Here is a 12,267-nt window from a genome sequence, read left to right as displayed (position 1 = left end):
CTGCCGTGGTCCGCTGAGCGTGCGCCCGCTGAGCGTGCGCCGGCTCAAAGATCGGGCGGTGGCGTCTTCGGCCGGAACTCGCACAGCGGTTCGATCGCGCAATGCCAGCACTCGGGCCGGCGCGCTTTGCAAACATAGCGGCCGTGCAAAATCAGCCAGTGATGCGCGTCCTTCTTGAACTCGTCGGGCGTGAATTTTTCGAGCGCCGCTTCGACCGCGCGGACGTCCTTGCCGGGAGCAAGCCCGGTTCGATTCGCAACCCGAAAGATGTGCGTGTCGACGGCAATGGTCGGATGACCGAACGCCGTATTCAGAATCACATTCGCCGTCTTGCGTCCGACGCCCGGCAGGCTTTCCAGCGCCTCGCGGTCCTCGGGCACCTCGCCGCCGTACTGCTCGATGAGGATGCGGCAAGTCGCGATCACGTTCTTCGCCTTGTTGCGGTACAGGCCGATCGTCTTGATGTAGTTCGCGACGCCTTCCTCGCCGAGTTCGAGCACCTTCTGCGGCGTATTCGCGACCGGAAACATCTTGCGCATCGCCTTGTTCACCGAGACGTCCGTGGCCTGCGCCGACAGCAGCACGGCAATCAGCAGTTCGAACGGTGTCGTGTACTCCAGTTCGGTGGTGGGATGCGGATTGAGGCTCTGAAGCGTTTCGTAGATGGCGCGGCGTTTGTTCGCGTTCATGCTGGGCGGGCTGAGTGGGCAGAGGCGGTTGCAGTTGGCGTTAGCGTGGATTGCGCGTGCCGGCCGGGTTTGGCGGCGTGTCCGCGGCGGCGGTGTCGGCGTTGTTGGCGGTGTCGTTGTCGGCGAGTCCAAGGCGGCGTCGGCGCGCTTCCGCTGCGTCGATTTGCGCCTGCACGTCCGCGCTGACGTGCTCGGTGTTCAACGGCGCCTGGCCTTTGGCCGCCAGTTCTTCCTTCTTCTTGCGCGCGCGTTCGAGCGCGGCCTGGATGATCGCGCGCTTCTTCGCTTCGGCGTCGTCAGTTGCAGGTGCGGACGATGCCGCCGCCGCTGACGCAGACGCACCAGCCGGCGGCGCACTGGCCGGCGGTTCACCAACAGCCGTGCCAACAGCGCCCGCGCTGCTTCGCCGCGCCGCAACACGCGCTTCCGCGGCTTCGCGTTCCTGCGCGAGACGGGCGTCGCGTCGCTCGTGACGTTCGCGCGCCGCGTCGGCCTGCGGCTGGCTCCATGCGTCCCACCCGGTCGCCTCGCCGGTGACGGGCTGCATCGAAATGCAATCGACGGGACACGGCGGCACGCACAGGTCGCAACCCGTGCACAGCTCGGCGACGACCGTATGCATGTGTTTCGGTGCCCCAACTATTGCGTCGACGGGACACGCCTGCATGCACAACGTGCAGCCAATGCAGATCTGTTCGTCGATGAGCGCGAGCGGCCGCGGCCGTTCGACGCCATTGGCAGGATTAAGCGGAATCACCGGCTTGCCGAGCAGGGCGGCCAGCCGCGCGACGCCTTCGGCACCGCCCGGCGGGCACTGGTTGTAGCTCGCTTCGCCGCACGCGACGGCCTCGGCATACGGACGGCACGCCGGATAACCGCACTTGGTGCATTGCGTCTGGGGAAGCAGATCTTCGATGCGATCTGCGAGTGTTTTAATCAGTGTCACGGTCACAAGGTGGGGCGAAGCAAGGCCGGGCAGGGGACTCGCGGGGGAGTAGCAAAGGACTAGCAGGCGACTAGCAGGCGACTCAAGCGCGTCTCGGCGGGCGGCCGCACAGCTTGAACTAAGCACCACATTATCGCCGATTTCCCCAATTGCCATCCGCAATCCATGTGCCATAATCGAAGCGCCTTTTTCGAAAGACCGCAGAAGGGTTTTCCCTCCAACCAGCCGTCCAGTGCTGTCGGTGCAAGGCCCGAGGAGAGGCCGGCGGTGCGATCCGGATAACGCGGCTCACGAAGACCATGCCACCATGAATCAGCCGAAAATCAAAAGAGATCCTGAAGGCACCCGGCGCCGCATTCTGCTTGCGGCAGCCGAAGAGTTCGCAAATGGTGGGCTATTCGGCGCGCGCGTCGATCAGATCGCCCGCCGCGCGGAGACGAATGAGCGCATGCTCTATTACTACTTCGGTAGCAAGGAGCAGCTTTTCACGGCGGTACTCGAGCACGCGTTCAGCGCGCTCAACGAAGCCGAGCGCACGCTCGAGCTGAACGGCATTGCGCCGGTGGAGGCCGTTACGCGCCTCGCGCATTTTGTCTGGGATTACTACCGCGATCATCCCGAACTGCTGCGCCTCGTCAACAACGAAAATCTGCACGAGGCGCGTTATATGCAGAAGTCCACGCGCATCCGCGAAATGATTTCGCCGATCGTCGCCACGCTCGGCAGCATTCTCGAGCGAGGCCAGCGCGCGGGTCTGTTTCGCACGAACGTCGATCCGCTGCGCTTCTACGTGACGCTCTCGGGCATGGGTTACTACATCGTGTCGAACCGCTTCACGCTCGAAGCCACGCTTGGCCGCGATTTCAGCAGTCCGGGCGAACGCAGCGAAGTGATTCAGATGAACACCGAACTGCTGCTTGCGTATCTGTTGCGGAAGTAGGGCGGCGTCTTGCTTTGGACTTGATAGACCCGCATTGCCTCGAGATGCACGCATAAGCAAACGGCCTCCGTCAGGAGGCCGTTTCATATGCTGCATAGCGTGAGCCGCGTTCAGACTTCGGCTTTTTCCTTCACGACCTTCGGCGCCTTGTTGTGCTCGAGGATGAAGTCGCGCAACTGCGGATAGATGATCGTGCGCCAGCGGCGGCCCGAAAAAATACCGTAGTGGCCGCACTTCTCAGCCGTGAAGTGACGCCTGTGCTTCTCCGGAATGCCGGTGCACAGCTCGTGTGCGGCATAGGTCTGGCCGTCGCCGGAAATATCGTCCAGCTCGCCCTCGATCGTGAAGAGCGCCGTCTTCGTGATGTCCTGCGGCCGCACGCGTTCGCCGGCCACGTCCCACGTGCCCTCGGCGAGACTGAATTCCTGGAACACGACGCGGATCGTGTCGAGGTAATAGTCGGCGTCCATGTCGAGCACCGCGTTGTACTCGTCGTAGAAGCGGCGATGCGCTTCGGCGTCGTCTTCGTCGCCGCGCAACAGGCTCTGATAGAAGTCCCAATGCGAAGCCGCGTGACGTTCCGGGTTCATCGCGACGAAGCCGGTGTGCTGCAGGAAGCCCGGGTAGACCTTGCGGCCCACGCCCGGATAGTTCGGCGGCACCGTGAAGATCACGTTGTTTTCGAACCACTCGTACGAATGCTGCGTGGCGAGCGAGTTCACCGAAGTCGGGCTCTTGCGCGCGTCGATGGGGCCGCCCATCATCGTCATGGTGCGCGGCGTCTCTTCGCCGCGGCTCGCCATCAGCGAAATGGCGGCAAGCACCGGCACAGTCGGCTGGCACACCGAGATCACATGCAGATTCTTCGCGCCGATGTGGCGGATGAAATCCTGAATGTAGGCGACGTAATCGTCCAGATGAAACTCGCCGTCTTCCAGCGGGACCATGCGCGCGTCGATCCAGTCTGTCAGGTAAACCTTATGGTCCTGGAGCAGCGTGCGCACTGTGTCACGCAGCAGCGTGGCATGGTGGCCCGACAACGGCGCGCATACCAGCACGACCGGCTCGTCTTTCAGTTGCGTGACGGCGTCGCTGTCGTCGGCGAAACGCTTGAAGCGCAGCAGGCGGCAGAACGGCTTCTCGACGATCGTCTGTTCGATGATCGGGATGTTGTGGCCGTCCTTGACGATCTGATGGAGGTTGAACTCCGGCTTCTCATAGTCTTTGCCGAGCCGGTAGAGCAGTTCGTAACCGGCCGAGAGGCGGGTAGCGCCGGGCACGTAAGCCAGCGGGCTAGCAGGGTTCGCGAACGATTTCGACGCGGCCTGGGCCCAGGCGGTGAGCGGGCTCAGCATAGCCCGCTGGAATTCGTGCAGTTGATAGAGCATGGGTGCTCCGTTTTAAGCGGTTCGCATGGGGCTTCGCAAACACGCATGTGGCGTTGCGGCTGGCCATTCTTGGTTGTTGGTAGATCGGTTATAGGCCGACAGACAGTTCGATCATATAGAAAGCAGGGTACTTGTGCAATGCAGCATTCCGGCGGCGCCGATCCGTAAAAATGTCATCGAATCATGCTACTGGCGATGCTGCTGCGCCGCCATCAGGGCTTGCAGCAGCCTTAAGTTCAGCATCTTCCGTGCCGTTATGCGACGGCTGCCCGGTTGCGCGCGCCATCGCCTGTTCGTGCTTCATCAGGTTCAGGCCCGTGTTGACGAGCGCCACATGCGAGAACGCCTGCGGGAAGTTGCCGACGAGCCGCTTTGCCGCCGGATCGTATTCCTCGGCGAGGAGCCCGACGTCGTTACAGAGGCCGAGCAGCCGTTCGTACATGGCAATGGCTTCGTCGAGGCGGCCTTGCAGCGCCAGGTTGTCCACCATCCAGAACGAACAAGCCAGAAACGTGCCTTCCCCCGGCGGCAGGCCGTCGTCGAATTCGGTAGTGCGGTAGCGCATTACGAAGCCGTCGTGCATCAGGTCGCGCTCGATCGCCTCCACCGTGCCTTTCACGCGCGGATCGTGCGGCGGCAAGAAGCCGACGAGCGGCAGCAGCAGCAGGCTCGCGTCGAGCTGATCGCTGCCGTAGGTCTGCGAAAACGCATTGCGCGAAGCATTCCATGCCTTCTCGCAGACTTCCGCGTGAATCTGCGCGCGGGTGGCGCGCCATTCGTCGAGCGGCCCCTCGAGATTGAACATTTCCGCCGATGCCAGCGCGCGGTCGAACGCGACCCATGCCATCACCTTCGAGAAGGTGAAATGCTGGCGGCCGCCGCGCGTTTCCCAGATGCCTTCGTCGGGTTGCTGCCAGATCGTGCCGAGGTGACGCAGCAGCGCGCACTGCACGTTCCACGCGGTGTCGTCTGCCTGCAGGCCGCCGACCCGCGCGAGATGCAGCGCGTTCATGACTTCGCCATACACGTCGAGCTGGAGCTGTCCGACCGCGTTGTTGCCGATCCGCACCGGCTTCGCGCCGCAATAGCCGGGCAGCCAGTCGACCTCGTATTCGGTCAGGCGCCGCTCGCCGGCCAGGCCGTACATGATCTGCAACTGGTCGGGCGCGCCGGCCATCACGCGGCCGAGCCAGGTACGCCAGGCGCGCGCCTCGTCGTAGTAGCCGCCGCGCATCAGCGCGAGCAGCGTGATCGTCGCGTCGCGCAGCCAGCAGTAGCGGTAGTCCCAGTTGCGCGTGCCGCCGAGCTGTTCCGGCAGCGACGTCGTGGGCGCGGCGACGATTCCGCCGGTCGGTTCATACGCGAGCGCCCGCAGCGTGATCAGCGAGCGGCGAATCGGCTCGGCCCATTTGCCTTCGATGGTGCCGCGCGCCGACCATTCGAGCCAGTGATTCTCGGTGCGCGCCAGCGCCGTATGCGGATCGCGCGCGGGCGGCAGCCGCAGATGCGAGGCCGAGTACGCGAGCGAGAACGGCACGCGCTCGCCTTCGCTGACGGTGAACTCGGCAACCGTCTTCATGTTCTCGCCGCGCAGATCGACGGGCGTGCGCAGCACCGCGTTGTCCGGACCGACGATCGCGCGAATGCCGCTCTCGTGCTTCAGGCGGTCGACCCACGGAATCGAAAAGCCGTAGTCGAAGCGCAGCACCAGTTCCATCTTCATGCGCACGGTGCCGCGCTTGCCGACGACGATGCGCACCATCTCCGACCAGCCGTTGCCCGGCGGCATGAAGTCGACGAGCGTGACCGCGCCTTCGGGCGTTTCGAAGTCGGTCTCGAGGATCAGCGTTTCGCCGCGATAACGGCGGGTGATTTTCGGCGGCGTGTCGGTGTCGGTGCCGCTGCCGCTGCCGCTATCGGGGCAGATCAGCCAGCGGCCGTGGTCCGGCGTGCCGAGCAGCGCGGCGAAGCAGGCGCCGGAGTCGAAGCGCGGCCAGCAGAGCCAGTCGACGGAACCTTCGCGTGAGACGAGCGCGGCCGTGTGGCCGTCGCCGATGAGCGCATAGTCTTCGATGAGTGCGGGCATGGCCGTGCGTTTCGATACCTAATGTACGTTGATCGTTTTGAGTAGCGGGCGCGGCAAGTTCGGCTGCGCCCCACTGGTTTCTTCCGGACTTGCGGGTTGCAGTTTGGTTCACCGCACACAATGCGGCAAAACGCGGGTTGTAATTGTCAAATGGCTGCCTACAATCAGTAATCCAGCCGATGCCTAAAACTTTCGGGTTTGCGAAGCCGGCTTGCCCATCGCGCATGCACACGCCGTTTGGAGGACGAAAGCCATGCTGAATCCGTCAAAATCCGACTGCATCACGATTCTCTCCGCCGCGAGCCAACTCGCGGACGATTCCATGCTGCCACTCGATCATAGCCGCCTCGGTCTGAGCCGCAATGGCATGCAGACCGCCGCGAGCTTTCTGATCGAGCGCGCCTGCTTCCGGCGCTATCAGGAAGGTGACGGCCATTATGCCGTCGGCGCGTTGTCGCTGCAGGGGCGCTGGCGCCTCGAACAGCTTTCGAACGGCTGAGTCGCGTCTGCGACGCAGGTGTCGGCGTCCGGCTGCGGCCGGATGCGCTGTGCCGTTTGAACGCATGATATCTATCGCTTAACCCGCGACGATGAACGGTGCGGTAGCGCCGGCGCGCGTGCGTCTTCGCGCGCCGTTGCTCCCCCTACGGCATCCTTTCCCGCTGCATCCACGTCTCTTGCCAACGAGAAAAGCCGGGCCGTCCTGCGCCCGGCTTCTCCGTTCAGAAGTGCGACGAGCCCACGCCAAAAATACCAATGATCCCGATGATGATCAGATACAACGCGACGATGTAGTTCAACAGCCGCGGCATCACGAGAATCAGAATGCCGGCGATCAGCGAAACCAGCGGGCCCAGGCTCAATGTGATGTTCATGAAAACTCCGTAGTGTGGTGACACGCGATTAAAAACGTCCCCGAGAGGCAGGGCAATTGCTACCGATGCAGTCGTCATGCCGCCGACGATTCGCCGCGGCGACGCGGCGGGCCGCTTCACTGCATGATCCGTTGCAACGCTTTTATACTTGCCCGACAAGAATAACGCTCGACTTCGGCGCGGCAGACCAGAGGCACGATGACAACCGCTTTGCTTTCATAACCCACGTAGAGGAGGTCGTATGCTTCTTCGTCACCGGGACGCTGTGCCTGCCGCGCCAGCTCCTGACCGGTCTTCTTCACGACGCGTGCGCGCGTGGTCTCCCATGCACTCCGCCCGCTCGATCATAAAAGGTTTCGCGCTCATGGTCTCGATTGCCGCTTCGCCCGCGTTCGCGCAAGACGCCGGTTCGGGTGCCGGTTCGGCTCCCGCCGACGGCGTCTATAACCTGCTGGTCGGCACCTACACCGGCGGCAAGAGCGAAGGCTTGTACGTCTATCGCTTCGACACGAAGACGGGCGACGCCACACGCGTGTCCGTCGCGCAGACGGTGAACCCGTCGTACCTGGTGGTGAGCCGCGACCGCCGCTTCGTCTACGCCGTCAACGAGCTGCCGGGCGACAACGGACCGGCGAGCCAGCGCGGCGGCGTCAGCGCGTTTCGCTTCGACGCCGCGAGCGGCCAGTTGACCTTTCTCAACAAGGTTTCCGCCGATGGCAACGACCCGTGCTACCTGAGTCTCTCGCCGGACGGCAAATATCTGCTCGCCGCGAACTATTCGGTCGCGGCCGATCCGGGCGGCAGCTTCTCCGTTTTGCCGGTGCAGGCTGACGGGCAACTCGGCGCGTCGGTGCTGACCGTGCATCATGAAGGCAGCGGTCCGGTCAAGGGGCGCCAGGACAACGCGCACGTGCACTCGACGGTGTTTTCTCCGGACGGGCACTATCTTTTCGCGCAGGATCTGGGCGCCGACAAGCTGTACTCGTACCGCTACACGGCCGACGGCAGCCGCGGTCTGTTCAGTCCGACCGACTGGCGCTACACGCAGGAGAAGCCGGGCACCGGCCCGCGGCACCTGGTTTTCGGCGCCGGCGGCAAGCACGCGTACCTGACGAGCGAACTCGCCGCGACCGTCAGCACGTTCAATTACGCCGACGGCAAGCTCACGCAGGTCCAGACCATCTCGCTGACCGAGCCGGGCTTCAAGGGCGCGGTAGGCGCGGCCGCGATTCATCTGTCGCCGGACGGGCGCTTTCTCTACGCGACCAATCGCGGCGATGCGAACGAGATCGTGATCTTCTCCGTCGATCCGACGAATGGACATCTGAAGAAGATCGGGCGTCAATCGAGTCTCGGCAAGTCGCCGCGCGAGTTTGCGATCGATCCGACCGGCAAATGGCTGATCGTCGGCAATCAGAACAGCGATACCGTCTATGTGTTCCGGCGCGATCAGCAGAGCGGTTTGCTGGAAGCGAATCCGAAGCGGATCGAGATCGGCTCGCCGGTGGACTTCAAGCTGGTGCCGCCGTCGTGAGGGAGGCGAGGCGGCAGGTTGAACGAACAGGGGCCGCTTCGAGCGGCCCCTGTTCGTGGCTGGTGGTTCATGCGGCGCCGCTAACCGGCGTCATGTGCGCGCATGGCTGCTGCCGGCAATTTGCCGGCGGTCTGCGCGTTATTCCGCCGGCCCGGGCGCGAGCACTTCGCGGCTGCCGTTGATGCCCATCGCCGACACGAGCCCGGCCGTCTCCATCTGCTCGACGAGACGCGCCGCACGGTTATAGCCGATGCGCAACTGCCGCTGTACCGACGAAATCGACGCGCGCCGCGTGCGCACCACGAACGCCACGGCTTCGTCGTAAAGCGGATCGGCTTCCGCATCCGGCGAGTCGCCGAACAGGTCCTGCGCCGCGCCGCCGTCGGTCGCGGGGCCGTCGAGAATGCCTTCCTCGTATTGCGGCTCGCCGAACTGCTTCAGATACTCGACGATCGCATGCACTTCCTCGTCGGCGACGAACGCGCCGTGCACGCGCTGCGGATAGCCCGTGCCCGGCGGCAGGAACAGCATGTCGCCCTGGCCGAGCAGCGACTCCGCGCCCATCTGGTCGAGAATCGTGCGCGAGTCGATCTTCGACGACACCTGGAACGCGACGCGCGTCGGAATATTCGCCTTGATGAGTCCGGTGATGACGTCGACGGACGGCCGCTGCGTCGCCAGAATCAGATGGATGCCGGCGGCGCGCGCCTTCTGCGCGAGCCGCGCGATCAGTTCCTCGATCTTCTTGCCCGCCACCATCATGAGGTCCGCGAGCTCGTCAATGACGACGACGATCAGCGGCAGCGGCGCGAGCGGCTCGGGCGCCTCGGGCGTCAGAGAAAACGGATTGCCGAGCTTCTTGCCTTTCGCTTCGGTATCGCGAATTTTCTGATTGAAGCCAGGGAGATTTCTCACGCCGACTGCGGACATCAGCCGATAACGCTTCTCCATTTCGCCGACGCACCAGTTCAGCGCATTGGCGGCGAGCTTCATGTCGGTGACGACGGGCGCGAGCAGATGCGGAATGCCTTCGTAGACCGACAGCTCGAGCATCTTCGGGTCGATCATGATGAGGCGCACTTCCTCGGGCGTCGCCTTGAAGAGCAGCGAGCAGATCATCGCGTTGATCGCGACCGACTTTCCCGAACCCGTCGTGCCCGCGACCAGCATGTGCGGCGCCTTCGCGAGATCGGCGACGACCGGATGGCCGGTGATGTCCTTGCCCATCGCGAGCGTCAGTTGCGAGTGCGAATTCTGATAGACGCTCGCTTCGAGAATCTCGGACAGGCGGATCGTCTGGCGCTTCGCGTTCGGCAACTCGAGTCCCATGCAGGTCTTGCCGGGGATCGTTTCGACGACGCGGATCGACGTGAGTCCGAGACCGCGCGACAGGTCCTTCATCAGGCCGACGATCTGGCTGCCGCGCACGCCGAGCGCCGGTTCCACTTCGAAGCGCGTAATCACGGGACCGGCCGATGCGCCGACCACCGTGACCGGCACTTTGAATTCCTGCAGTCGTTGCTCGATCAGGAGGCCCGTCTCGATGAGTTTTTCCTCGGAGACGGGTTCGATGTGGGTGTCCGCGGGCGCGAGCAGGTCGAGCGTGGGCAGTTCGACCATCGACGCAGCCGGCGCGTGGAATTCGAAGCCGTTGGTTGGACCGTGGCCGCGCAGGGGCGTGCGTTGGGGTTCGGTGGTTGGCTGGGCCGGCGCCTCAGCGGGTGGTGCGGAGAGGCTTGGGTTTTGGGGCGGCGTCGGCTGGAATTCGGTGTTCGCTTGAGCCTGAGCGTGAGCCTGAGCGGACGATGCCAAGAGGCCCGGATTTTGGGCGGGCGTCGGCTCGCGCTCAGCGTTCGCTTGAGCGAGCGGTGCCAAGAGGCCATGACTTTGGCCAGGCGTCGGCTGAATGAGTGCAGCGGGCGGCGGCGCAGTGAAGCTATTGTGCTGGACCGGCGCGGCGTGCGTCGGTGCATGTGCCTCCGTCTGCGCTTGCAGCGGCGTCGCGAGACCCGGGAAGCGCACGACGTTCGATGATGCCGGCGGTGTGATGGTTTGCTCGGGTGCGGCGGCGAGCTCGGCTACTTGCGGGCTGTCGACATCAGCGAGCCTCGGTTCGAGGTGCGAGAGAGCAGGGGACGCAAGCGCGTCGCTATCGGCCGACGACGGCGACGTGGCTGCGCCTGCCGCTGCGTCTTTGCTTGTACTTGCACTTGCACTTGCACTTGCGGCATGCGGCAGCGACGAACCGTTGTCAGATGCGATGAACCGCGCGTCGTCCGCGGGCGGCGCAGCGGGTAGTTCGCGTTGCGGATCGCGGTTCGGGTTCGTGTCGGGGTTGGTATCCGTGCTCGCGTTTGCGCTTGCTACACCGCGCGTGTCTTCTTGCGCGTCCTCTTCCCGTTCTTCCGTCGATGAACGTGCTTCATGTTCCCACGGCGGCGTCTGCGACGGCGCATCCGTTTGCTGCAACCGGCTCGCGAAGATTCCGAACGGCGTGCGAGCAAGCGGCGGGGCGACGTGCGTCGTTGGCGCAACCGGCGGGGCGACCGTCGATGCAAAAGCAGATGACGGTTCAGCCACTGCTGTCCGCGCGGGCGCTTCTGCTGCGGGCTGTGTCGCTGGCGTGATAGACGCTGCCTGCTGGAACGCGGGCGCGGAAGGTACAGCTTGGTCGGTCAGTGCGCCAGCCGGTGTTTGAATGACAGGCGGTTCGATCGGCCATTGCACGACTGGCGGGGGACTGGCCGCAGCAGAGGGCTGCGTTTCAGTCCACGGCGCGCGAGTCGGCGTTTCGACAGCCGTTTCCGGCGACGTTTCCGCGGGCGTAGGCGATGCCGATTGAACGGTCGGCGCGATAGAAGCGTCTTCGACACTGCGATCGGACTGCTGATGCGACGCATCGCTCGTTGAGGATGCGGATTCCACAGCGTCGCGCGAAAGGGCGTGCGCGTCAGAGGACGGCGCGTCGCTTGCGGCGCGTCCCGAAGCGGCGTCGACTTCGACGCATGGTGAACCAGCGTCGACTCCGGTGCGTGCCAAAGTGGCATCGACTCCGTTGCTTTGTGAATCGGCCGCGGCTCCGCCACCTACCAAACCGGCATCGACGCTGGTGCATCGTGAAGCAGCCTCGACTCCGGCGCGTGCCAAAGTGGCTTCGACTCCGCTGCCCTGTGAATCTGCAGCAGCTCCGCTACCTCCCAAAGCGACTCCGGGGCCTCCCGAAGCCGCCTCGCTCGCCCCGCCCACCAAACCAGCGCCCGCCAGACCCTTCGACGCTACATTCATACCCGCGATTTTCGCGCCTTCCGCGCCGCTACTGCGCGCGAGGCTGACGCCGGCCATATCCGTCCAACGTGCGGCGTTTTCCGCGATGCTGCGCAGCGTCTCCTGGACGCTGGCGGGCGGCGTGACTTTTTCGGCGGCGGCCATCGGCCTCGTAAAGGCCGGCGCCGTCGATGACGGACGGCGCACGCCCGAGGCCGCCGCGGCATCCTCCACGCGCGCAGCCGACGACAACCCGTGCGCTGGCGATACCGCGCGATTGAGCGGCGCGGCGGTTCTGTTCGCTATAGGACGTCCACTGACGTCCACGCTAGTCGGCGTCGCGTCGGCTGCTGTTCCCGCGCGGGCGGCAAGACTCGACGCACCGTAGGCGGCAGTCGCGCCCGCACCTGAAACACCAGCGGCGGCTCCGCTAAGCAACGATCCACCGCTTGCAGGCTCGCGAGCCGCGCGGCCGACGGCCACCGACGCAGCCCCACCGACGCCACCAACACCACCAACACCACCAACACCACCAACACCACCAA

12 protein-coding genes are annotated in these 12,267 nt (G+C 64.5%); 4 read left to right on the top strand and 8 right to left on the bottom strand.

Features of this window, described 5'->3' with window-relative positions; all coding sequences use genetic code 11:
- Nucleotides 1-44: 44 nt before the first annotated feature.
- Both nth and rsxB read right to left on the bottom strand, forming a co-directional pair.
- Nucleotides 45-689: an endonuclease III gene (gene nth, locus P0D87_RS15555; RefSeq protein ID WP_006048367.1), complete on the bottom strand. Its 645-nt coding sequence runs from the start codon at nucleotides 687-689 to the stop codon at nucleotides 45-47.
- Nucleotides 690-729: 40 nt separating this feature from the next.
- Complete coding sequence (rsxB, locus tag P0D87_RS15550) at nucleotides 730-1,641, bottom strand: electron transport complex subunit RsxB (RefSeq protein ID WP_171800285.1); 912 nt, start codon at nucleotides 1,639-1,641, stop codon at nucleotides 730-732.
- A 301-nt stretch (nucleotides 1,642-1,942) separates the two neighbouring features.
- On the opposite strand from rsxB, the gene P0D87_RS15545 reads away from it, so the two are divergent.
- Entirely contained in the window at nucleotides 1,943-2,575 is a 633-nt protein-coding gene (locus P0D87_RS15545; protein ID WP_006048365.1) for a TetR/AcrR family transcriptional regulator, read from the top strand.
- Between the two features lie 110 nt (nucleotides 2,576-2,685).
- On the opposite strand, the gene P0D87_RS15540 is transcribed toward P0D87_RS15545, so the two are convergent.
- Both P0D87_RS15540 and P0D87_RS15535 read right to left on the bottom strand, forming a co-directional pair.
- The gene (locus P0D87_RS15540; RefSeq protein ID WP_006048364.1) at nucleotides 2,686-3,963 is read right to left on the bottom strand and encodes a polyhydroxyalkanoate depolymerase; all 1,278 of its coding nucleotides are present in this window, start codon (nucleotides 3,961-3,963) and stop codon (nucleotides 2,686-2,688) included.
- Nucleotides 3,964-4,144: 181 nt separating this feature from the next.
- The gene (locus tag P0D87_RS15535; RefSeq protein WP_053857744.1) at nucleotides 4,145-6,049 is read right to left on the bottom strand and encodes a glycoside hydrolase family 15 protein; all 1,905 of its coding nucleotides are present in this window, start codon (nucleotides 6,047-6,049) and stop codon (nucleotides 4,145-4,147) included.
- 253 nt (nucleotides 6,050-6,302) lie between these two features.
- Between P0D87_RS15535 and P0D87_RS15530 the strand changes: the two genes are divergently transcribed.
- Nucleotides 6,303-6,548, top strand: a complete 246-nt coding sequence (locus tag P0D87_RS15530) for a hypothetical protein (RefSeq protein WP_006048362.1) — start codon at nucleotides 6,303-6,305, stop codon at nucleotides 6,546-6,548.
- Nucleotides 6,549-6,771: 223 nt separating this feature from the next.
- Here the strand turns inward: P0D87_RS15530 and P0D87_RS15525 are convergent, their stop codons facing one another.
- Nucleotides 6,772-6,924: a DUF3096 domain-containing protein gene (locus P0D87_RS15525; protein WP_006048361.1), complete on the bottom strand. Its 153-nt coding sequence runs from the start codon at nucleotides 6,922-6,924 to the stop codon at nucleotides 6,772-6,774.
- A 116-nt stretch (nucleotides 6,925-7,040) separates the two neighbouring features.
- Nucleotides 7,041-7,226 (bottom strand): hypothetical protein, encoded by a 186-nt coding sequence (locus tag P0D87_RS15520; protein ID WP_171800279.1) that lies wholly within the window; start codon nucleotides 7,224-7,226, stop codon nucleotides 7,041-7,043.
- On the opposite strand from P0D87_RS15520, the gene P0D87_RS15515 reads away from it, so the two are divergent.
- The gene (locus P0D87_RS15515) at nucleotides 7,166-8,458 is read left to right on the top strand and encodes a lactonase family protein (RefSeq protein ID WP_053857745.1); all 1,293 of its coding nucleotides are present in this window, start codon (nucleotides 7,166-7,168) and stop codon (nucleotides 8,456-8,458) included. The two genes, P0D87_RS15520 and P0D87_RS15515, sit on opposite strands and share 61 nt — an antisense overlap.
- Nucleotides 8,459-8,596: 138 nt before the next feature.
- Here the strand turns inward: P0D87_RS15515 and P0D87_RS15510 are convergent, their stop codons facing one another.
- Nucleotides 8,597-11,800 carry a DNA translocase FtsK gene (locus tag P0D87_RS15510; protein WP_494478596.1) on the bottom strand — a complete coding sequence of 1,068 codons (3,204 nt, stop codon included), beginning with the start codon at nucleotides 11,798-11,800 and terminating at the stop codon, nucleotides 8,597-8,599.
- A gap of 28 nt (nucleotides 11,801-11,828) precedes the next feature.
- Between P0D87_RS15510 and P0D87_RS31545 the strand changes: the two genes are divergently transcribed.
- On the top strand, nucleotides 11,829-12,110 hold the full coding sequence (locus tag P0D87_RS31545) for a hypothetical protein (RefSeq protein ID WP_494478597.1): 282 nt from the start codon (nucleotides 11,829-11,831) through the stop codon (nucleotides 12,108-12,110).
- On the opposite strand, the gene P0D87_RS31540 is transcribed toward P0D87_RS31545, so the two are convergent.
- Nucleotides 12,025-12,267, bottom strand: a 243-nt coding sequence (locus P0D87_RS31540) for a hypothetical protein (protein ID WP_494478595.1), incomplete at its 5' end; no start/stop codon positions are given. The genes P0D87_RS31545 and P0D87_RS31540 overlap by 86 nt on opposite strands.

The sequence above is a fragment of the Paraburkholderia sp. RL17-368-BIF-A genome, assembly GCF_046054045.1.
Taxonomy (GTDB): Bacteria; Pseudomonadota; Gammaproteobacteria; order Burkholderiales; family Burkholderiaceae; genus Paraburkholderia; species Paraburkholderia graminis.
The sequence above is the reverse complement of the archived record's forward strand: the minus strand, read 5'-3'. Positions and strand labels throughout refer to the sequence as shown.

What these genes read in the sequence shown, in the direction of transcription:
- nth (WP_006048367.1), bottom strand. Translation starts at nt 689, where the DNA reads ATGAACGCGAACAAACGCCGCGCCATCTACGAAACGCTTCAGAGCCTC.
- P0D87_RS15545 (WP_006048365.1), top strand. Translation starts at nt 1,943, where the DNA reads ATGAATCAGCCGAAAATCAAAAGAGATCCTGAAGGCACCCGGCGCCGC.
- P0D87_RS15540 (WP_006048364.1), bottom strand. Translation starts at nt 3,963, where the DNA reads ATGCTCTATCAACTGCACGAATTCCAGCGGGCTATGCTGAGCCCGCTC.
- P0D87_RS15535 (WP_053857744.1), bottom strand. Translation starts at nt 6,049, where the DNA reads ATGCCCGCACTCATCGAAGACTATGCGCTCATCGGCGACGGCCACACG.
- P0D87_RS15530 (WP_006048362.1), top strand. Translation starts at nt 6,303, where the DNA reads ATGCTGAATCCGTCAAAATCCGACTGCATCACGATTCTCTCCGCCGCG.
- P0D87_RS15525 (WP_006048361.1), bottom strand. Translation starts at nt 6,924, where the DNA reads ATGAACATCACATTGAGCCTGGGCCCGCTGGTTTCGCTGATCGCCGGC.
- P0D87_RS15515 (WP_053857745.1), top strand. Translation starts at nt 7,166, where the DNA reads ATGCTTCTTCGTCACCGGGACGCTGTGCCTGCCGCGCCAGCTCCTGAC.
- P0D87_RS15510 (WP_494478596.1), bottom strand. Translation starts at nt 11,800, where the DNA reads ATGGCCGGCGTCAGCCTCGCGCGCAGTAGCGGCGCGGAAGGCGCGAAA.
- P0D87_RS31545 (WP_494478597.1), top strand. Translation starts at nt 11,829, where the DNA reads ATGCTGCGCAGCGTCTCCTGGACGCTGGCGGGCGGCGTGACTTTTTCG.